This is a genomic window from Flavobacterium artemisiae (genome assembly GCF_042678225.1).
Taxonomy (GTDB): domain Bacteria; phylum Bacteroidota; class Bacteroidia; order Flavobacteriales; family Flavobacteriaceae; genus Flavobacterium; species Flavobacterium artemisiae.
This window is the reverse complement of the sequence record NZ_JBHUDZ010000016.1, coordinates 86645-106372: the sequence shown is the minus strand read 5'-3', so window position 1 is coordinate 106372 and position 19728 is coordinate 86645. Positions and strand designations below refer to the sequence as shown.

Annotated in this window: 19 protein-coding genes and 1 pseudogene; 9 read left to right on the top strand and 11 right to left on the bottom strand. The window is 36.9% G+C overall.

Annotation, left to right across the window (positions count from 1 at the left end; translation table 11 throughout):
* Positions 1 to 84 precede the first annotated feature (84 nt).
* The 3 genes from ACFSC2_RS17040 to ACFSC2_RS17030 form a co-directional block, all read right to left on the bottom strand.
* Complete coding sequence (locus tag ACFSC2_RS17040) at positions 85 to 603, bottom strand: PPC domain-containing DNA-binding protein (protein WP_379815537.1); 519 nt, start codon at positions 601 to 603, stop codon at positions 85 to 87.
* 255 nt (positions 604 to 858) lie between these two features.
* Entirely contained in the window at positions 859 to 1437 is a 579-nt protein-coding gene (locus tag ACFSC2_RS17035) for a hypothetical protein (protein WP_379815536.1), read from the bottom strand.
* Positions 1438 to 1694: 257 nt separating this feature from the next.
* Complete coding sequence (locus ACFSC2_RS17030; RefSeq protein ID WP_379815908.1) at positions 1695 to 2030, bottom strand: winged helix-turn-helix transcriptional regulator; 336 nt, start codon at positions 2028 to 2030, stop codon at positions 1695 to 1697.
* A 304-nt stretch (positions 2031 to 2334) separates the two neighbouring features.
* On the opposite strand from ACFSC2_RS17030, the gene ACFSC2_RS17025 reads away from it, so the two are divergent.
* Positions 2335 to 3342 (top strand): saccharopine dehydrogenase family protein, encoded by a 1008-nt coding sequence (locus tag ACFSC2_RS17025; protein ID WP_379815535.1) that lies wholly within the window; start codon positions 2335 to 2337, stop codon positions 3340 to 3342.
* Positions 3343 to 3446: 104 nt separating this feature from the next.
* Here the strand turns inward: ACFSC2_RS17025 and ACFSC2_RS17020 are convergent, their stop codons facing one another.
* Entirely contained in the window at positions 3447 to 4310 is an 864-nt protein-coding gene (locus ACFSC2_RS17020; protein ID WP_379815534.1) for a helix-turn-helix domain-containing protein, read from the bottom strand.
* Between the two features lie 142 nt (positions 4311 to 4452).
* Here ACFSC2_RS17020 and ACFSC2_RS17015 point away from each other — a divergent pair, with 142 nt between their 5' ends.
* The 5 genes from ACFSC2_RS17015 (at position 4453) to ACFSC2_RS16995 (ending at position 10754) form a co-directional block, all read left to right on the top strand.
* The gene (locus ACFSC2_RS17015; RefSeq protein ID WP_379815533.1) at positions 4453 to 5562 is read left to right on the top strand and encodes an L-dopachrome tautomerase-related protein; all 1110 of its coding nucleotides are present in this window, start codon (positions 4453 to 4455) and stop codon (positions 5560 to 5562) included.
* A gap of 391 nt (positions 5563 to 5953) precedes the next feature.
* The gene (locus tag ACFSC2_RS17010; RefSeq protein WP_379815532.1) at positions 5954 to 6898 is read left to right on the top strand and encodes a hydrogen peroxide-inducible genes activator; all 945 of its coding nucleotides are present in this window, start codon (positions 5954 to 5956) and stop codon (positions 6896 to 6898) included.
* A 241-nt stretch (positions 6899 to 7139) separates the two neighbouring features.
* The gene (gene katG, locus ACFSC2_RS17005) at positions 7140 to 9416 is read left to right on the top strand and encodes a catalase/peroxidase HPI (RefSeq protein WP_379815531.1); all 2277 of its coding nucleotides are present in this window, start codon (positions 7140 to 7142) and stop codon (positions 9414 to 9416) included.
* 403 nt (positions 9417 to 9819) lie between these two features.
* Positions 9820 to 10452 (top strand): YciE/YciF ferroxidase family protein, encoded by a 633-nt coding sequence (locus ACFSC2_RS17000; RefSeq protein ID WP_379815530.1) that lies wholly within the window; start codon positions 9820 to 9822, stop codon positions 10450 to 10452.
* Positions 10453 to 10526: 74 nt separating this feature from the next.
* Positions 10527 to 10754, top strand: a complete 228-nt coding sequence (locus ACFSC2_RS16995; RefSeq protein WP_379815529.1) for a hypothetical protein — start codon at positions 10527 to 10529, stop codon at positions 10752 to 10754.
* Between the two features lie 37 nt (positions 10755 to 10791).
* Here the strand turns inward: ACFSC2_RS16995 and ACFSC2_RS16990 are convergent, their stop codons facing one another.
* The 7 genes and pseudogenes from ACFSC2_RS16990 to ACFSC2_RS16960 form a co-directional block, all read right to left on the bottom strand.
* Positions 10792 to 10983, bottom strand: coding sequence for a hypothetical protein (locus ACFSC2_RS16990; protein ID WP_379815528.1), 192 nt, complete (start codon positions 10981 to 10983; stop codon positions 10792 to 10794).
* Between the two features lie 205 nt (positions 10984 to 11188).
* On the bottom strand, positions 11189 to 11593 hold the full coding sequence (locus tag ACFSC2_RS16985; RefSeq protein ID WP_379815907.1) for a (R)-mandelonitrile lyase: 405 nt from the start codon (positions 11591 to 11593) through the stop codon (positions 11189 to 11191).
* Between the two features lie 15 nt (positions 11594 to 11608).
* Positions 11609 to 11662 (bottom strand): annotated as a pseudogene (locus ACFSC2_RS16980) (lipoprotein); the annotation flags it as partial.
* Between the two features lie 29 nt (positions 11663 to 11691).
* Positions 11692 to 12264: a DapH/DapD/GlmU-related protein gene (locus ACFSC2_RS16975; protein WP_379815527.1), complete on the bottom strand. Its 573-nt coding sequence runs from the start codon at positions 12262 to 12264 to the stop codon at positions 11692 to 11694.
* An 11-nt stretch (positions 12265 to 12275) separates the two neighbouring features.
* Positions 12276 to 13328: an alpha/beta hydrolase gene (locus ACFSC2_RS16970; protein WP_379815526.1), complete on the bottom strand. Its 1053-nt coding sequence runs from the start codon at positions 13326 to 13328 to the stop codon at positions 12276 to 12278.
* A gap of 87 nt (positions 13329 to 13415) precedes the next feature.
* Complete coding sequence (locus ACFSC2_RS16965) at positions 13416 to 14294, bottom strand: helix-turn-helix domain-containing protein (protein ID WP_379815525.1); 879 nt, start codon at positions 14292 to 14294, stop codon at positions 13416 to 13418.
* A 374-nt stretch (positions 14295 to 14668) separates the two neighbouring features.
* Positions 14669 to 15469, bottom strand: coding sequence for an SDR family NAD(P)-dependent oxidoreductase (locus ACFSC2_RS16960; RefSeq protein ID WP_379815524.1), 801 nt, complete (start codon positions 15467 to 15469; stop codon positions 14669 to 14671).
* 339 nt (positions 15470 to 15808) lie between these two features.
* On the opposite strand from ACFSC2_RS16960, the gene ACFSC2_RS16955 reads away from it, so the two are divergent.
* From ACFSC2_RS16955 to ACFSC2_RS16945, 3 genes are read left to right on the top strand one after another with little or no spacing between them, the layout of a single operon-like run.
* Entirely contained in the window at positions 15809 to 16294 is a 486-nt protein-coding gene (locus tag ACFSC2_RS16955; protein ID WP_379815523.1) for a (2Fe-2S)-binding protein, read from the top strand.
* A complete protein-coding gene (locus ACFSC2_RS16950; protein WP_379815522.1) occupies positions 16287 to 17306 on the top strand; it encodes an FAD binding domain-containing protein in 1020 nt (339 codons plus the stop codon). Before ACFSC2_RS16955 ends, ACFSC2_RS16950 begins: the two co-directional genes overlap by 8 nt.
* A 20-nt stretch (positions 17307 to 17326) precedes the next feature.
* Positions 17327 to 19564, top strand: coding sequence for a xanthine dehydrogenase family protein molybdopterin-binding subunit (locus ACFSC2_RS16945; RefSeq protein WP_379815521.1), 2238 nt, complete (start codon positions 17327 to 17329; stop codon positions 19562 to 19564).
* The last annotated feature ends 164 nt before the right edge of the window (positions 19565 to 19728 follow it).

Genomic DNA, 19728 nt, shown 5'->3' with positions numbered 1-19728 from the left:
AAGGGCTGTTAATCAATCAGCCATGTATTTCATCGGCTTTTGTACAGATTTAATGTTAGGCGACGATACCTTACAATAAGCTGTTTATTGAATGCAGGGAAGCTGCAGTACATTAGCGTTCAGGGGCTGTTCTGTTTTTCTTTCAAGTTTCTCATTATAAGTAGTAATGTAGATTTCCATCGAACCAGTGCCTACTGTAAGGGCTAATATATGCCCGCCGAAGGCATTGAAATCTTTATCAGTAGCCACACCATGTATGTGAAGTGAAGGACTGCCTTCTTTCCAAGCCAGAGAGCCGGTAAGGCTCCCCATTTCAACCTTATAAAACGATTTTGGGTTAAATTTCTTTTTTTCGAAGTCATAAAAGCCAAACACAGCCTCCTGCGCAAAACCGATGCCAGTAAAATAAGCAGCCGAAATCTTTTCTTCTTTGGCAAGACCTTCAAGAAGATTCAGTACATTGTCACCTTCCCGAAGCACCATCAGGTATCCCTGAGGTGTTTTGGTATAGCGGCATTTATCAGAGTCTTTCTTCTGGGCCTGTACTGAGCCAACAGCCAGCAGCAACAATATACAGATGATTTTATAGATGGATCGTTTCATAGAGTAAAGGTTTTACTAGTTAAAGGAGCAGCAATCTGGAATAACTTGCTGAAGTTTAGATTTTTTCTATTTTCATAAAGATACTGCATTTACAGACGGCAGATGGAAAAAGGTTAAAAAAAGATATTTCGGCAGTTTTATTACATTTTTATAAGACCTGCTCTTTAAAATGCATTATCACGACAATTGAACTGCCAGTACTTTAAAATCGTAACTTTTTGATTCCATTTTTAAATTAACATTACAGTACAGGTTTCAATTATAATACTCTGATATTTTAATAATTGTGCTTTTTTTCTTTTCTAAAATTTCTATGCCTTCAGAGATTAAATTATCTTCTGGATCATCATCTTCAAACTCCAAAAAGAATGATGAATTACTAGTATTATTTCTTTTAAATTGGCCGTCAATAAGTTTTTTACAATAATTATCAAATTTAAATTTACATGCTATCTCATTGATTTTTCGTATTAAAGAAGTGTCTAATTCCTTATTTGGGTAAATGTCAGTTTTAATTTCTACTGAACTGATAAAATGGTTGCATCCGCCTTTAAATACAGTAAGAGTATCACCATCATATATTAATTTTGCTTTGTTAATTTCTGCATCCCAAACATAGTTTTTGATTTCAAGTTCATCCAGCCATTCTTCCGTTACTTTTTTGTAATTGTTATCAAATACACAATCAGGATTATTTTCTATTTCAGTATTAGCTGTTTTAGCAACCGTATCGGATTTACTTTTTTTAATTATGCTATTTTCTTTGTTCGTTTTTTTCTCTGAACAAGAGATAGTTAGAATTAATATAAAAACAGAGAAGAATGTTTTTTTCATAAAATTATTTTTGGCTTGGGTTTAAGGTTAAAGATGTCCAAATTATTTATCCTAAATTAGGCTGGCAGGTTTGACGAGTACCGATGTTTTTTCTTCTCAAAAATAGTTTTTTTTATTTCATAAATCTTCAAGCAGTTTGAATTTACTAGTTCTTGGTGTTTTGATCAAATATATTTTCTTAACTCCCTGTTTTAAACTTTATAAGAAATAGATATAATTGCTAAAAGTGAGTACACACACAGCATCGCGATTTATGCTCATAGCATCAAAGCCATTTGTTTTTCTGCCCATTGACTCATTTGGTTGATGAAAGGAATTAATTCGATACCAGTTTCAGATAAAGAATATTCAACTCGAGGCGGAACTTCTAGATATACTTTTCTAAAAATTAGTCCATCAGCTTCCAATTCTTTCAAGGTTTGGGTCAGCATTTTCGGCGTAATTCCTTCAATTGTTCTTTTTAGTTCTCCATAGCGCAAAATATCATCCTTCAACGACCATAAAATTCGGCCTTTATATTTGCCACCGATTCTCTGAAATGCGTAATCTACTGGACAATATGCCTTTACATTAATTTTTTTTGCCATTTTTATTATTTTTAAAACATTGCTAATCAATATTAGTATGCTTTTGGTATATAGGATACTTTATTGTACGTACTTGTAGTAAAGATATTATATTGTTTCCTTTGTTTGAGAATTACTTAAATATTTTCTAACCGAATTGAAGCGCTTCAATCTATAATATTGGATGAATGAAATGAAGCATTCATTTAAAGCGATCCATGCAAGAGCTGATCACTGTGCATAGTAATTTATTGCTTATTAAATAAAAATTAGAAGTTTTGAACTATTAAAAACAACATTAGATAAAGAGTATCTTAAACAATTATAATTTATGAAAAATAGGATTGCAATTTACGGTGCTTACGGACATACGGGAAAATTTATTGTGGCCGAACTTTACAGACAGGGATATAAAAATCTGCTTCTTTCTGGAAGAGATTTAGAGAAACTACTGGTTTTAAATAACGTTTTCCCTGATTTAGAGGTTAAAGCTGCAGACATTCATGAACCTGCATCATTAGACAATGCTTTTAGCGGGGCTGCAATTATTATAAATTGTGCCGGACCTTATTTGGATACCGCTGCGCCAATAGTTAAATCTGCGTTACGAACAGGAAGCCATTATATAGATTTAGCAGCAGAACAAAAAGCAGTACTGGATATTTTTGAGGAATTTTCAGAACAAGCAGAAGATAAAAATATTTTAGTAATTCCGGCAGCCGCTTTTTATGGAGGATTAGCCGATTTGCTGGCAGCTGTAATAACAGATGATTGGGATTATACAGACGAAATCGATGTTTACATAGGCTTGGATTCATGGCATCCCACAAAAGGAACAAGATTAACAGGAGATCGAAATCATTACAAAAGACTGACTTTTAAAGATAACCGTCTACAGGAACTTGAACAGACTCTTTCAAAAGAATGGGATTTTAAAATCCCGATTGGACGTAAGGAAGTTGTGAGTCTTCCGCTCTCAGAAATAATTACTATTTCGCGCCATTTGAATGTAAATACAATCAATACCTATTTGAGCCGCAACTCTTTGGACGATCTTAGAAACGACAGTACCCCAGAACCAAAACCTGTTGATGAAAAGAACAGATCATCTCAGCGATTTTGTGTTGAAGTAGTGGCGCGCAAAGATGATATAGAAAGAAAAATTGCAGCTCAAGGTCAGGATATTTATGCAGTGACCGCACCCTTAGTAGTGGAAGCAGTAAATAGAATCTTGTCTAGGAAATCTAAAAGAAAAGGCGTCGCGACATTAGCAGAAGCATTTACAGCTGGTGATTTTTTAAAATCCCTACAGGAAGATGATATAATTATTAGCCTTTAAAATAAGGAAAAATAAAGCGAAGTAATACTAGTATTTTTTTTTGATATAGTCGAACCTTAGAAATCCAATTTTTTACTGAATTTACTTTCCACACTTATGTGCCATTATTTATTAAAAACATGTTGTTCTTTCTGGAAATCGATTCTATAATTTCGCGGACTTATTCCCCTTTTCAGCTTAAAGAATTTGTTTAGATGGCTTTCATCTGTAAAACCCAATTCGCCGGCAATTTCGTTCATACGGAGGTCGCTGTATTTTAAACGGTGTTCTACAAGAGATGCCTTGTAATTGTTAATGTAGGATTGCAGGGTTTCGCCATTATGCTGTTTAAAATATTTACCTAGATAATTTTCAGAAATTCCAAATACACGGCAGATCTTCTCGGTGCGTATTGCGGCAGGTTCATAAATATTACGATGGATGTAATTCAGGATTTCTATGATTCGCTCCTCTGTTATGCTTTCTATTTTATGAGGAAGATATTTGGCAATATTACGTGCTACAATAACAATAAGGGTATTGATGAGCTGTAATGTTATTTCCTGCTGATGTATATCATTGTTCACTGCTTCGCGTATGAGAGCTTCCACTACAGGACGAATGATTGTTTTGTCGCTTTGGTTTTTTAAGATGCATCCTGGTTTATGGTTTGCATTGTGCAGGATATATTCAAGCCGGCGGATTATATCTCCTGAAAATCCGTTTTTGCTGAGGTAAATGTTACTGAAGCGTAAAAAGAAAAAAGTAGAAGTTTCTTCAATAGAGAATTTACTGCAGTCTTGCGGTGTGAGTAAAAACATGTGATTTTCTTTATAACTGAAGCTATGCTGGTTCAGACAATGTTGACCGCTTCCAGACAAGACAAAGACCAGCTCAAAGAAGTTCTTTTTTCCCTTTGTATCGGGAAAAACATCCATAGTTTCAAAATGAATACTGTAGGGCTCATACAGAAGATTGGTTCGTATCATAATTCTAATCACTTTCTCAGCAAATTTATACTATAAGAAAGCAAATTAATACTATAAATACAGCTTTTTCTGGTATAATTTTGTCATTCAAGTTTCCGGTATCAGGAAATAATGGATTTAAAAATATAACAAATTAGACATTATGAAAACACGTAAAAGCAGTATTATAGCTGTAACAGCCAGTTTGTTTTTTTTCGGCAGTTATGCCCAAGGCACTTCGGCTATTTTAAAAAGTGATTTAGGAATCACAAAAGAGCAGAGTACAGAAAAGGTCCATAATCCTCTGGAAGTGGTAGCCCAATTTGATGATATACGCCCCGGGAATGTGGCAGTGAGCCAAGAGGGAAGAGTATTTGCGACGATTCATCCGCTTGGAGATCCTAAGGAACAGCTGGTGGAAATTATAAAGGGAAGAGCTGTTCCTTATCCTTCTGCAGACTTGCAGAAAAATGGAAAGCCAGCGAGCTCGAAAACTTTCGATACACCGCTTGGCATAGTTGTAGACAAGAAAAACAAACTTTGGATGATTGATATGGGGTTGCAGTTAGGCAGAACAAGGCTGTACGATTTTGATCTGAAGAAGAATAAGATAACAACGACAATAGAGTTTGACCAAAAAATAGCACCCAAAGGAAGCTTTATTCAAGACCTGGCTGTTGATGAATCACGAGGATGGGTATATCTAGCCGACATCTCCAATCCCGGAATAATTGCACTTGATCTTACAACCAAAAAAGCAAGGCGTTTCAGCGGTGATCATGCCTTGCAGTTAGAAGATGTGGATATGGTTATCAATGGAAAAGTGATCAACTTTGGCGGAAAACCAGCTAGGGTAGGGATTAATCCCATTACATTATCCAATGATAGGGAAACTATTTTCTTTGGTGCCATGAATGGTACAAAATGGTATCAGGTTCCAGCGAAATTATTCAGAGAAGGTGCAGATGATAAAACTATCGGCAAAGCAATTGTAAAATTTGGAGACAAGCCTCTCAGCGACGGCGTGGCAACAGATCAGAATGGCAGTCACTATATTACAAATCTCACAGGTTTTGGCATCAGTAAACTGGATGCCTCGGGCAGTCTGCAGGATTTTATTAGCGACCCAAAATTAAACTGGCCGGATAATCTAGCCCTTTCAAAAGACGGCTATTTGTATATTTCGGTTAACCAGCTCTATACTACTCCTGCTTTTACAGGCAGCTCAGACACTGGCAGACCTCCTTTTTTTATCTATCGCATTAAATTGTAATAAACCAATCCTCTTTGGATAATCTAGACATCCAATAAAACTGCCCCGATTTCAGATCGGGGCTTTAGTATTTGCAATGTTCATTATAATGTAAAAAGTTAATGTGTTAAAAATGCGATATTTAGTTTAGGTTTTTATTTGGAAAAGTTTTAGCTTTATTAGAATTTACTAAATTTTGAAGACAGTTTAAAAACGCTTTAATAAATCAAAAGAAGAGTTTCTTTTGATTTATAATAATAATTTTTGAATGATTCTTGAGCACTTAAAACAGTAAATGTGTTCAGCAGATTTCATGCATGGGCAGAAGTACTGATGTTTTATAGAGGCTTTATTAGATGTTACAACATGCTGCATCAGGTACTATTTTTTTATTAAAATTTATTCAAAATTCATGAATATACAACAGTTGGACTATATCATCGCAGTTGATAAATACCGTCACTTTTTAAAAGCTGCAGACGCATGCTGTGTGACACAGGCAACTTTGAGCGGAATGATTAAAAAGCTGGAAGAGGAACTAGGAGCAGTTTTATTTGACAGAAGCCGCCAGCCCGTAGTTCCTACAGAAACAGGCGTTAAAATAATTGATCAGGCAAAAATAGCACTTCGAGAACTTAACAGGATTAAAGAAATTATAGAACAGGAAAGCGGACAGATTAAAGGTGAAATAAAAATTGGCATTATACCATCACTTGCGCCGTATCTGCTGCCTCTTTTTATACACAGATTTACCGATACTTATCAAGATGTAAAACTGGTTATAAATGAGATGACAACCGAAAAAATCACAGAGAAACTAAAAAATAGAGATATCGATGTCGGTATTCTGGCACTCCCTGTGGAGGATAAAGACCTTGTTGCAGAGACACTCTTCTATGAAGAATTTTTTCATTACGGAGCGTTAAACGGAAATTCTGGAAAAAAAAAGAAATTCATTATGCCCAAAGATATTGATATTAACAGGCTTCTGCTCTTGGAAGAAGGACATTGCCTGAGGGATCAGGTTTTAAATCTGTGCGAGCTGCGGATTAAAAGTCCTACTGATCTAAGAATTGAATACCAGTCTGGAAGTATAGAGACCTTACGTCAGATGGCTGACTTAAATTTAGGTTCCACAATACTGCCAGAACTGTCACTTTTGAATCTTAATGAAAAGCAAGCAGATAAGCTCAGCAGTTTTGCAGCTCCTTCTCCGGTAAGGGAAATCGGTCTTGTACGTTCTAGTCATTTTATTAAAAGTAATATTATTGAAGCATTAAAAGAATCGATAACCGCTTCTTTGCCTGAAAGTATTCTCAGAAAGAAAAATGTCTGTGTTTTACCTAACAAACAATAATTGGTTATTGGATGCGATTAAGTTTTTTGCGTCAGCTGCATTTAATTTATTTTTTAAATACTGTTAGATTTTATCTATATGATGTTAGAAAATATCAGTTTGCTTCGATAACATAGAGCACTGTACATTTGTCAGGAATGCTTCTGATCAGTGATTTATAAAAACTTAAATGTTTGAGTCACTTTAATATTTTGGAAGCTTTAGATTGTTGTTAAATTATAAATTATCAAAAAACTTAAAAATGGAAAACGAAAAAAATGACATTAGTAAGTGCCCATTTCACAATGGTGTTAAAGAGCAGTCGGCAGCTGCAGGCGAGGGGACAAAAAATCAAGATTGGTGGCCCAATCAATTAAGAATTAATATACTCAGACAGCATTCTTCGTTGTCGAATCCGATGAACAAAGGGTTTAATTATGCTGAAGCTTTTAAAAGCCTTGATTTAAAGGAAGTAAAAAAGGATCTCCATGAATTAATGACAGATTCACAAGACTGGTGGCCGGCAGATTTTGGACATTACGGCGGGCTTTTTATACGTATGGCCTGGCACAGCGCAGGAACTTATCGTGTAGGAGACGGCCGAGGAGGTGCAGGTGCTGGACAGCAGCGTTTCGCACCTTTAAACAGCTGGCCTGATAATGTGAGTCTAGACAAAGCAAGAAGACTGCTTTGGCCTATAAAACAAAAATATGGAAATAAGATTTCTTGGGCCGATCTTATTATACTAACAGGTAACGTTGCTTTAGAGTCCATGGGTTTTAAAACATTCGGTTTTGCCGGAGGGCGTGAAGATGTTTGGGAACCTGAACAAGATGTTTACTGGGGATCAGAAAAAGTGTGGCTTGGAGGAGATGATCGTTACGCACATGGCTCGGAAGGTGTAGCGAAACACAGTGTACTGGTATCTGATGATGATCCAGATGGTGGAATTCACAGCCGTAATCTTGAGAAACCTCTCGCAGCAGTGCAGATGGGATTAATATACGTTAATCCGGAAGGACCCGATGGTAATCCTGATCCGATTGCTGCAGCTAAAGATATTCGTGATACGTTTGGACGTATGGCAATGAATGATGAAGAAACAGTTGCTCTTATAGCCGGAGGACATACTTTTGGGAAAACTCACGGAGCCTCTACATCTGACCATGTTGAAAACGAGCCGGAAGCAGCAGATCTTGAAATGCAGGGTTTTGGGTGGAAAAATAATTTTGGTTCTGGTAAAGGTGCTGATACGATCACCAGCGGATTAGAAGTTACTTGGACTAAAACACCTACTCAATGGAGCAATAATTTCTTTGAAAACCTTTTTGGATTTGAATGGGAGCTTACAAAAAGTCCTGGTGGAGCACATCAGTGGGTGGCAAAAAACGCCGAGGCCATCATTCCAGACGCTTTTGACAATGAAAAAAAACATCTGCCGACGATGCTTACCACAGATTTGTCCCTTAGACTGGATCCTGAGTTTGAGAAGATATCACGTCGTTTTTTTGAAAACCCAGATGAGTTTGCCGATGCATTTGCAAGAGCATGGTTTAAACTTACCCATCGTGATATGGGACCGAGAGTCTTGTACCTTGGCGAGGAAGTCCCAGATGAGGTTTTATTATGGCAGGATCCATTACCAGCTGTAGAACATACACCGATAGGAGATAGCGATGTTGCATTGCTGAAATCAAAAATAGAATTATCTGGTTTAAGTATTTCGGAGCTTGTAAGAACTGCGTGGGCTTCAGCATCAACTTTTAGAGGGTCTGATAAACGTGGAGGAGCTAACGGAGCCAGAATAAGACTGGCGCCGCAGAAAGACTGGGAGGTTAATAATCCTGCAGAACTGAATAAAGTGCTGGCTGTGCTGGAAAATATTCAAAATGAGTTTAATGCTTCACAGTCTGATAATAAAAAAGTTTCACTTGCTGATTTAATCGTTTTAGGAGGTGCAGTAGGAATTGAAAAGGCCACTAGACAAGCCGGCATTTCAGTGGAAGTTCCTTTCATTCCCGGCAGAACTGATGCACAGCAAGAGATGACAGATATTGAATCATTCGGATATCTTGAACCTATTGCAGACGGCTTCCGTAATTATAAAAAAGGCAATTATTCGGTTTCGACTGAGGCTCTACTTATAGACAAGGCACAGCTGCTAACACTTACCGCTCCAGAGTTAACAGTGCTTATAGGAGGTTTGAGAGTTTTAGGCAGTAATTTTGATGGTTCAGACACAGGAGTTTTTACAGATCGTCCTGGTGTTTTTACTAATGATTTTTTTGTAAATCTATTAGATATGCGTACCCAATGGAAAGCTGCTTCACCAGATAAAGAACTTTATCACGGTTTAGACCGCAGTTCAGGCGAGAAAAAATGGACAGCTTCTCGTGCTGATTTAGTTTTTGGTTCAAATTCTGAACTTAGAGCTGTGGCTGAAGTGTATGCTGTCAGCGATTCACTTGAGAAATTTACAGCTGATTTTGTTGCTGCATGGAATAAAGTGATGAATCTTGACCGTTTTGATGTAAAATAATATTTTAATTAGCTGTTTGGAGCTGAATTAAGATTTTTAAATGAATATAATTTGACAAAAACAGTCTCTATTAGAGGCTGTTTTTTTTGTTTAATTCACTTTATTTTCTCTCTCCGATTTATATAAGCTTCAATATCACGAATGTGATTTTTTGGTACTGACTTTCCAAAGCTCAAAAATCAATCATGTTATCTGCTGCAATCATAATTTTATCTTTTTTGAATTATATAATTAAAAATACATTAGAAGCAATTTTTATAAAATAAAACTCAATTTTTACAAAATAGCTATTGATAACGAGATAGTTATAGTGCTTATTTTGTAAAACGCCTTTGAAATTTTGTAAGAATTAATGAGCGCTAAAAAATAATTTTGAAATAGTTAATTATTAAAAGACATTATTATGAAAACTACAGAAACTAAAAAATCAAGCACAAAAACTCCTGCAAAACAATCAGCATCTAAAACAGCTGCTTCAAAAACATCTACTGCAACACAATCAAAAGGAAGAACAGTAAAAGCTAAATCTGATGCTGCGGAAGGTTTAAGAGATTTATTTATTGACTCTTTAAAAGATATTTATTGGGCTGAGAAAGCCTTAACTAAAGCACTTCCAAAAATGGCTAAAAATGCCACTTCAGAAAATCTTATTACAGCAATCAACGATCATTTGACAGTAACAGAAAGTCAAGTTGAAAGATTAGAAAGAGTCTTTGAAATCTTGGGAGAAAAAGCAGCTGCAAAAAAATGTGATGCAATGGAAGGTTTGATCAAAGAAGGAGAAAGTATTATGGAAGAAACGCAGCAAGGCCCTGTACGTGATGCTGGAATTATCGCTGCTTCTCAAAAAATTGAACATTATGAGATTGCCTCTTACGGTACGCTTGCCGCATTCGCTTTAACTTTAGAAGAAGATGATGCTGCAGCTTTATTACAGCAAACTTTAGAAGAAGAGAAAGAAGCAGATACCCTTTTAACAGAGGCGGCTTACAATACTATTAATTTTGATGCTTCGGAAGAAGATTCAGAAAAATAATTTTTATAAGTAAAACTTCAAGAGCCTGTAGTCCAAATAATTTTAGATTACGGGCTCTTTCTAAACTTTAAAAAATGAAAAAGATACAAGAACAAGAGTTGTCGACAATATTAGGTTTCGAAATGCATTCTAACAATGATGAAAATGATCATGGAGAAACAGAAAGAGATCAGTCGCAAAAGCCTAATACGGGTGATTGGGGAGACGAAAGAGAATGGGATGAAACCGACAGCGAGGAAAACGGCGGTAATGACAACAGCGGAGGAGCAGGGAGCACAGGAAGTGCCTCTACAAATAGTTAAGAAAAGAGCGGAAATTATATTCCGCTCTTTTTTTATTTCAGGCTTTTGGAATTTCCTGTGCATCTACTAAAACAGAATCCATAAATTTTCCCGTAATTATAGTGCCCTCTTCATCTTCCCATTGGGTAATAACATTCTCTATAAGTTCAGGTTCAAGGCCAATCACTTTCATAACTGGTCCGCCAAACTCCTGTCTAACTTCTTGCCCTTTTTTAAATTTCGTCTTCATATTAATTATGATTTTATATCATAAAATTCATGAAAATGTTTAAACTTAGCTTATATCATATTATGGAGAGTTTATATGATTTAAACATTTAATTAATGGTAATCATATAATAATAAGAGGTTTTGTAGTATAAATAAATTTCTTTTTTCCAACAGTAAAAAAGCCAGAAGGTAGTTTTTGGCTTTAATATCAATGGCTGTTTCAATTATTTTTTATTTGCATCATTATATTGTTCATCACTAACAGGCTCAAGCCAAGTTACCTGGACATCATCTTTAAAATTAGTGATGGCAATATGAACCATTTTGGTCGCTGCACCAGCTCCATGCCAATGTTCTGTGTTTTCAGGAATATTTACAACATCCCCTTTTTTTATTATTACGGCAGGTTTACCTTTTTCTTGATAAAGTCCCTGACCTTCAATCACAATTAAAACCTGACCTTTTGGATGCGTGTGCCAATTTGTCCTAGCACCAGCTTCAAATGTAACGCTGCCTGCTGAAAATTCGTTATTTTTATCTTTACCAACTAATGGTTTTAAAAAGGCATTGCCTGTAAACCAATCATTTGGAAGTGCGTCTCCCTTTGGAAATATTTCGGTTGTATTCATAGTATTTATGTTAGAATTGCATGCAGTTAAAATTACTGCGGAAAAGAGTATTATGATTATTTTTTTCATTTTATTTCAGTTTTTGCTATTGCATCAGTTTAGACCATTTTTATAGTTTTTGCCGGAATGCCTCCAACAATAGCATTATCAGGAACATCTTTTACAACAGCAGCGCCTGCAGCGACAATAGCATTTTCTCCAATGGTAACACCTGAGAGAATTGTGGCATTTGCTCCAATCCATGCATTTTTTTTAATGTGTACAAGACCAGGCACAAGTGATTGTCTGTTTTCTGGCTCTAAAGGATGAGCCTCAGAAATCAGATTTACATTTGGTGCAATCAAAACATTATCGTCAATAATAATTCCTCCTAGATCCAAAATCGTGCAGTTGAAATTAATAAAAACATTTTTTCCAAATTTTATGTTTTTGCCATAGTTAATAGCAATAGGCGTAAATATCGTTGTACTTTCGTGAATAGGAGCGCCCGTAATCTGACTTAGAATTGATCTGATTTCAAGAGGATCGCTTGAATTATTCATTTTAAGAAGCAGCTCTTTGGTTACATAAGCCGCTTCTCGAAGACGATGCGCCTCAGGATCTTGTGGCGTTATGATTTCACCTTTTAAAAGTCTGCTAAAAACGTCTTCAGTATTTTTGTCTGAATCCATCTATCAGGAGTTTATTTTAAGTTATTTTGAAAAAACGCAGTCAACTTTTCAAACGGAATTTTATCCAGTCTATCGTACAAATCCACATGGACTGAATTTGGTACAATCATTAATTCTTTTGGTTCTGCTGCTGCTTTGAAAGCGTCTTCACTAAAATATCTTGAATGTGCATTTTCACCCGCAATCATCAGTATAGGTCTTGGGCTGATTTCTTTGATATAAGAAAGAATTGGCATATTCATGAATGAAATGGGCATAGTAGCTGTCCACGATGCATTAGAATTGATGGAACGAACATGGAATCCTCGCGGTGTTTTGTAATAATCAAAATATTCCTTTACGAATTGTTGTTCGCTACCAGTAATTTTTTCAGGCAGGTTGTTTGCAGAAGATGCAAAATTACCGCTCTCTGCATCTTTCCAGCGCTGTAATCCCAGTTGTTCCAGATTTTTTGTACGCTGTTCTGAAGTAACGACATCATTATAACCTTTAGACATTACTCGGGTCATGTCGTACATACTTGTTGTTGCAATGGCTTTGATACGTTTGTCGACTGCGGCTGCATTCAGAGCAAAACCTGCAAATCCACAGATGCCGATAATTCCGATTTTTTCTCGATCTATATTTTTTTGTAAACCTAAAAAATCGACCGCAGCGCTAAAATCTTCGGTATTGATATCTGGTGAAGCTACATTACGAGGTTCGCCGCTGCTTTCGCCTGTATAAGAAGGATCAAAAGCCAATGCTGCAAAGCCGCGTTCCGCCATTTGATTGGCATATAAACCAGAAGATTGTTCTTTTACGGCTCCAAAAGGACCGCTGATCGCTAGTGCAGCAAGTAATTTTTGGTCTGTATTTTTTGGAAGATAAAGATCTCCCGAAAGTACAATACCATAACGGTTCTTAAAATGTACTTTTTGGCGTGTTACTTTATTACTTAACTGAAAAGTATAATGTTCTTCTGTTGTATTCATTTTCTTTTTATTTTGAATTGATTCTTTGTTTTGTGCCACTGCTTGTCCGATAACGAAAAAGGACAAGACCACTAATGCTGTTATTTTCATCTAATTGATACGTTTTAATTACAGCTACAAAATTAAAACGACACCATTGGGTGTCGTTAAAGAATATCAAACCAAAAATTAAGAATTTCAAACCTCAGTTTCCCTGAACGATTTCGGATTGGTATTGGTATGTTTTTTAAAGAAGTTGTTAAAGTAAGTCGGATATTCAAAACCGAGAGCATACGCAATTTCGGCAATATTCCAGTCGGTATGCTGTAATAATGCTTTTGCTTCTGTGGTTATTCTTTCCGTTATATGCGATGTAGTCGATCTGCCGGTAATTTCTTTAACTGCACGGTTTAAATAATTAACGTGAATGTTTAAGTTTTCGGCATAATCTTTTGCGGTTGACATCGTTAAAGGATTGTCAGCGCTTTCTATAGGAAATTGTCTTTCTAAAAGTTCCAGAAATACCGAAGCAATTCTGGCTGTTCCATTTTTGGGTTCATTGTGATTTTCAGAAGGCTGCAGTTTGAGCGATTCGTGAATAATAAGCTGAATATAACTGCGAATAAGTTCATCTTTATAAGCATAATCACTTTTTTGTTCCTCGATCATTTTTTGAAAAAGAGTGTTGAGAAACAATCTTTGTTCTTCAGAAATATGGAGAACAGGTGTTCCTCCAATTTTAAAAAAAGGTGATTGATGAAGGCTTTCAGATCGATCAGACTGCTTTAAGAATTCCTCAGAAAACAAAATAGTGTAACCGGTATATTGCGTCGAAATGGTTTCCCAAGAGTAGGGTATATGCGGATTCCCGAAAAATAATATGGTCCCGTGCTGATCAAAACTTTTGTCTGCATAATGAATTTTACTATGTCCGGTAGTCAGACATATTTTAAAGAAATCCTTTCTGCTGTAAATGCGGGTGGCATGGCTGTCATCTTCTATCTGAAAGGCTTTGAAACCTTTTAGTTTAAGTTCATTATTAAACTCAGAAACACTTCGAACTGTTTTTTCTTTCATAATGCAAAGTTAATGAAATCAAACCTATTGAAGTGTTTAGTGGTCGAATTAATCACGAGCTCTATGATAAGTTATCTCCGTAACGATAGCGCGGATTTGTAATCCGTGCCCGCAAAGTGATTTCGTCAATTATACTCTCTTCAGTCTAAGAAAGAATGATTAGGTGTTATTGAATTTATTTTGAAATGCTAAACTTTTGCGTGTACGCAACTTTGCGGGCACGGATTGCAAATCCGCGCGATCGGATAGATAGAAAATGACATTAAAAAATCCCACTTCGTTTGAAATGGGATTTTTTAATGACCTCCAAAGAGCAATTTCCAAATCACTTTGCGAATGATTGAAAGTTTTTACGAATGCTTAGAAAAACTATTTTAATCATCCTTACTTACTGGTTTTTGCTGTTCTTTCATCATCTCTGCATTTAAGCTGTCAGAAAGAAGATTGCTCATGCCGACTTTTAATTTATTGCTAAAGCCTGATACTACTTTATCCTTATTGTCCATTAAAGCATTGTATCCGTCTTTAGCCACATCTGCTGGATCGGCCAATGAATCCTTGTCCTGAATAGCTTTACTTTCATTCATATCAGCTTTGTTGAAAAAGTCTGTATTAGTTGGACCAGGCAGTAGTGCCGTTACTGTGATGTTTGTGTCTTCCAATTCAGAACGAAGAGCTTCAGAAAAAGAAAGAATAAAGGCTTTTGTTCCGTGATATACCGACTGCCAAGGTCCTGGAGTTTTACTCGCTATTGAAGCAAGGTTGAGAATTTTGCCTTCATTGCGAAGCAGCATTTTACGAAGGAAATGTTTAGTAAGTATAATGGCAGCATTAATATTGAGATGCACTATGTCTAATTCCCGATTAAGGTCAGTATCTTTAAAAAGTCCATAGAGACCTTGTCCAGCATTATTGACTAATACATTTACTTCAATTCTGCTTTCTTCTAACTCTTGACATAAAGCAAAAACTTCATCTTTTATAAAAAGATCTCTTGCAAACGTAATTACCTTAATCCCATATTGTTTGAGTTCATAAGCTGTTGCATCCAGCTCAGCCTGACTTCTGGCAACGATGATCAGATTATATCCGTCCTTGGCAAACAGCTTTGCAAGCTCGAATCCAATTCCTTCTGTAGCACCCGTAATAAGTGCATATTGATGATGATTTTCCATAACCCATTTAAATTTAAATTAAGTAGTCAATTTAAAAAAGTCATCGTGCTGATTTTTATATAATTATGGTTAATGATTGCAGCATTTAAATTACAAGTTCTTATGATCGGCCTGTAATTTTACTTATAAACAAGCTAAGTTTCTCATTTCTTTTTTTTAGAGTTATGAAAACAAAAATGAAAGTTTGTATAACAGTCTTTTCTGTCTATTTCTTCAGATAACCAATTGTTCGCGGTTGGAATTTGACAAATCCTTAATGAAATCATATAACTTAATGATTTTTAAAGGTTTTACTTTCAATCTTCTTTCCATAAGAGATCACATTTTAATTTCCTGCTAATGAAAACAAGTAATACGCAACCCGTCACCCTTAATATTAATGGCACATCCTATTCGCTGAGTTTGGAGCCTTGGGTTTCACTGCTGGATGTTCTAAGAGAGCATTTAGCTTTAACAGGTACCAAAAAAGGCTGTGACCACGGACAGTGCGGTGCCTGTACCGTTTTGGCCGACGGAAAAAGAATCTTAAGCTGCCTGACTTTGGGCGTTATGAAAGACGGTGCACAAATCACAACCATCGAAGGACTTTCGGATGGTCAAAATCTGCATCCCCTTCAAAAAGCCTTTATCGAACATGATGCTTTTCAGTGCGGTTATTGTACGCCCGGACAGATCTGCAGCGCTGTGGGATTGCTGCAGGAAAACAAAGCTCAGAGCAGGGAAGAAGTACAAGAACTAATGTCTGGCAACCTCTGCCGATGCGGTGCAAACAGAGGTATTATAGATGCTGTTATGGCGGTGAAGGAAGGAGGTTATCATGAATAATTTCTCTTATATAAAGGTTAATGATATTTCTGATGCCGTAAATGAGCTTAATGGTGACATCAGAAATAAAATTGTAGCAGGAGGAACAAATCTAAATGACCTGCTAAAATATTTTATTACTAAGGCAGATAAATTGGTTGATATCAATCCTGTAAAAGATTGTAATTCAATTATCCGTCTTGACAATGGAGGAATCCGTCTAGGGGCACTTCACACCAATGCCGATACAGCTTACGACCCGATTATTGAAGAGCGATACCCTTTGCTTTCAAAAGCAATTTTAGCGGGTGCTTCACCGCAGATCAGAAATATGGCAACCAATGGTGGCAATCTCATGCAGCGAACCCGCTGTTATTATTTTTATGATATCAACACGCCCTGCAACAAACGCGATCCTGGTTCGGGATGTGCTGCAATTAATGGATACAACCGAATCCATGCCATTTTAGGGCAGAGCGATAACTGTATTGCAGTATTTCCTTCGGATATGTGTGTGGCACTTACGGCTTTAGAAGCCATCGTGAATATCAGCGGTCCTGATGGGGAAAGAGTACTTCCATTTGCCGATTTTCACAGGCTTCCGGGTGATACACCTAATAGAGATAATAATCTGGTACATGGAGAAGTCATTACCAGTATCGATCTTCCCGTTAAAGGATTTGAAAAATACTATTCGTACTTAAAATTAAGAGATAGGAGTTCGTACTCTTTTGCACTGGTCTCAGTTGCAACAGGGCTCGATATAATTGAAGGTGTTATAAAAGAAGCACGAATTGCTTTAGGCGGAGTCGCACATAAACCATGGCGTGTTCCCGAAGCAGAAGATTTTTTGAAAGGAAAAGAACCAAGCCGTGAAAATTTTGCAGCTTCCGCCGAGCTTATTTTAGAAGGTGCAAAGGGCTATGAACATAACTCTTTTAAGATCGAACTGGCAAAAAGAGCAATCGTCAGAAATTGTATGATGGCGCTAAATCCCAAGTCACAGAGACCTGGCGCGAAACCATCATTGTAGCAAATTTAAAATTGAAGGAAATGACAAAAACACCAGCAATAGGAAAACCAATCAGCCGTTTGGAAGGTGCTTTGAAAGTGACAGGACAGGCGAAATATGCAGGAGAATATCAGGCGCCGGATCTGCTATACGGTTATGTGGTAAACAGCACGATTACGAAAGGAAAAATTGCAGTTATTGATACTGCTGATGCGAAAAAGATGGCTGGTGTCGTCGAAATATTTACGCATGAAAACAGACCTTCAACTGCCTGGTTTGATATTCAGTATGCCGACATGGATGCACCGCCCGGAACAGTTTTTAAGCCCTTGAAAGATAATGAAATAAAATACAACGGACAGCCGATTGCCTTAGTTGTGGCTGAGACATTTGAAATGGCAAGATATGCGGCCATGAAAATTAAGCTGGCATACAAAGAAGAGCAATTTGAAACCGATCTAGAATCAAACCTTGATAAAGAGCGTGATCCCAAAAAAGGTATCGCCTCGATGCTGAAACCGCCCCCGCCAAAACCTAAAGGAGATTTTGAGCAAGCGTATCGTAATTCGTATGTACAGAGTTCGGGTGAATTTAAGCACGGAACAGAACATCATAATCCGATGGAAATGTTTGCTTCAACAGTAATTTATGAAGGGAAAAACAAATTGAAAATTTACGATAAAACGCAGGGAACCATTAATTCGCAGTTTTACGTTGCCAATGTTTTTGGGCTGAAAATGAAAAATGTTCAGGTCATTTCGCCTTTTGTAGGTGGTGCATTTGGTTCTGGTCTGAGACCTCAATATCAGTTATTTATGGCTGTCATGGCTTCGCTTGCTTTAAAACGAAACGTAAGGGTAACTTTAGATCGTGCTCAGATGTTTACTTTCGGGCACAGACCGCCAACTATTCAATACACTAAGTTTGGTGCCGATGAGACTGGAAAAGTAAATGCAATATATCATAAAGCATCAGCAGAGACCTCTCAGTTTGAAGACTATGTAGAAATGGTGGTCAATTGGTCTAATATGCTTTATCCTGCAGAAAATACCTTACTGGAAAGCAAGCTCGTTCCGCTGGATGTGTATTCTCCCTTGGATATGCGTGCTCCGGGTGGCAGCACCGGTATTCATGCCATTGAAGTTACAATGGATGAACTGGCCTGTAAATTAAACATAGATCCGCTTGAATTTAGGCTAATCAATTATTCTGATATTGATAAAAGTTCTGATAAAGAATTTTCAAGTAAAGAATTAAAAGAATGCTACCGTCAGGGAGCGGAAAAATTTGGATGGTCAAACCGAAATCCACAGCCAAGAACCATGAAACGCGGCAATAAACTTGTCGGTTATGGAATGGCAACGGGAATTTGGGATGCAAACCGGCTTCTAGCGCGTGTTGAAGCCAAAGTCACAATTGACGGCAGGGTAGAATTAAAAAGTGCAGTTACCGATATTGGTACAGGAACATTGACTGTTATGAGCCAGATTGCCGCCGATGAATTGGGAATGGACTTAGACAATATTATATTTTCCTACGCTGACAGCAGTATGCCTTTTGCACCGATTCAGGGTGGTTCTTTTACAACAGCTACAGTTGGAGCAGCTGTTAAAACGGCATGCAGGGCATTAAATAAGAAAATATTTAAAAAAGCTGCTGCACTTAAGGATTCATTTGTAAGCAAGGCAGCATTCGAAGATATTATTTTCAGCAATGGATTTCTGTTTTTAAAAGGCAGTCCTGACAATAGAATCAGCATTATTGAAATTTTAGAAAAATCGTCAATAAAGGAATTAAAAACGACCAATATGGCAATGCCCAATCCGCTTACCGATGGGAAAAAGACCAAAGCAGTACATAGTGCCGTTTTTGTTGAAGTTGAAGTGGATGAAGAACTGGGAATCATAGAAGTTACAAGGGCTGTTACTAGTGTGGCGGCAGGAAAAATTATTAATCCCAAAACAGCCGAAAGCCAGATTTTGGGAGGCATGATCTGGGGAATCAGCAAAGCGCTCCATGAAGAAACTATTACCGACCATCGTTTTGGAAAATATATGAATCCCAATCTGGCTGAATATCATATTCCGGTTCATGCCGACATTCATGACTTGAATGTCATTTTTGTGGATGAAAAAGATAAAATGGTTAATGATCTCGGGATAAAAGGTGTCGGTGAAATAGGTATTGTCGGAATGCCTCCTGCTATTACAAATGCCGTATACAATGCAACGGGAAAAAGAATCAATGAACTGCCGATTCATTTTGACAGACTGTTATAAAAACCGCCATTGCAGCATTTGATCAAAAATAAAGAAATGAAAGAAGAAAGAAACAGGGGCTTATCGTCCGTGTCTCTTTAAGCAAAAGAAATTAATCTTTCGAAATTGAAATAATCTGAACACTTGTGGGTAAATAAGCTATATTTGGATAGAAGAACTCCGAA

What these genes read in the sequence shown, in the direction of transcription:
- ACFSC2_RS16990 (WP_379815528.1), bottom strand. Translation starts at nt 10,983, where the DNA reads ATGAAGACGAAATTTAAAAAAGGGCAAGAAGTTAGACAGGAGTTTGGC.
- katG (WP_379815531.1), top strand. Translation starts at nt 7,140, where the DNA reads ATGGAAAACGAAAAAAATGACATTAGTAAGTGCCCATTTCACAATGGT.
- ACFSC2_RS16975 (WP_379815527.1), bottom strand. Translation starts at nt 12,264, where the DNA reads ATGGATTCAGACAAAAATACTGAAGACGTTTTTAGCAGACTTTTAAAA.
- ACFSC2_RS16970 (WP_379815526.1), bottom strand. Translation starts at nt 13,328, where the DNA reads ATGAAAATAACAGCATTAGTGGTCTTGTCCTTTTTCGTTATCGGACAA.
- ACFSC2_RS17025 (WP_379815535.1), top strand. Translation starts at nt 2,335, where the DNA reads ATGAAAAATAGGATTGCAATTTACGGTGCTTACGGACATACGGGAAAA.
- ACFSC2_RS16960 (WP_379815524.1), bottom strand. Translation starts at nt 15,469, where the DNA reads ATGGAAAATCATCATCAATATGCACTTATTACGGGTGCTACAGAAGGA.
- ACFSC2_RS17020 (WP_379815534.1), bottom strand. Translation starts at nt 4,310, where the DNA reads ATGATACGAACCAATCTTCTGTATGAGCCCTACAGTATTCATTTTGAA.
- ACFSC2_RS16955 (WP_379815523.1), top strand. Translation starts at nt 15,809, where the DNA reads ATGAAAACAAGTAATACGCAACCCGTCACCCTTAATATTAATGGCACA.
- ACFSC2_RS16985 (WP_379815907.1), bottom strand. Translation starts at nt 11,593, where the DNA reads ATGAATACAACCGAAATATTTCCAAAGGGAGACGCACTTCCAAATGAT.
- ACFSC2_RS16965 (WP_379815525.1), bottom strand. Translation starts at nt 14,294, where the DNA reads ATGAAAGAAAAAACAGTTCGAAGTGTTTCTGAGTTTAATAATGAACTT.
- ACFSC2_RS17040 (WP_379815537.1), bottom strand. Translation starts at nt 603, where the DNA reads ATGAAACGATCCATCTATAAAATCATCTGTATATTGTTGCTGCTGGCT.
- ACFSC2_RS17035 (WP_379815536.1), bottom strand. Translation starts at nt 1,437, where the DNA reads ATGAAAAAAACATTCTTCTCTGTTTTTATATTAATTCTAACTATCTCT.
- ACFSC2_RS17015 (WP_379815533.1), top strand. Translation starts at nt 4,453, where the DNA reads ATGAAAACACGTAAAAGCAGTATTATAGCTGTAACAGCCAGTTTGTTT.
- ACFSC2_RS16945 (WP_379815521.1), top strand. Translation starts at nt 17,327, where the DNA reads ATGACAAAAACACCAGCAATAGGAAAACCAATCAGCCGTTTGGAAGGT.
- ACFSC2_RS16995 (WP_379815529.1), top strand. Translation starts at nt 10,527, where the DNA reads ATGAAAAAGATACAAGAACAAGAGTTGTCGACAATATTAGGTTTCGAA.
- ACFSC2_RS16950 (WP_379815522.1), top strand. Translation starts at nt 16,287, where the DNA reads ATGAATAATTTCTCTTATATAAAGGTTAATGATATTTCTGATGCCGTA.
- ACFSC2_RS17000 (WP_379815530.1), top strand. Translation starts at nt 9,820, where the DNA reads ATGAAAACTACAGAAACTAAAAAATCAAGCACAAAAACTCCTGCAAAA.
- ACFSC2_RS17010 (WP_379815532.1), top strand. Translation starts at nt 5,954, where the DNA reads ATGAATATACAACAGTTGGACTATATCATCGCAGTTGATAAATACCGT.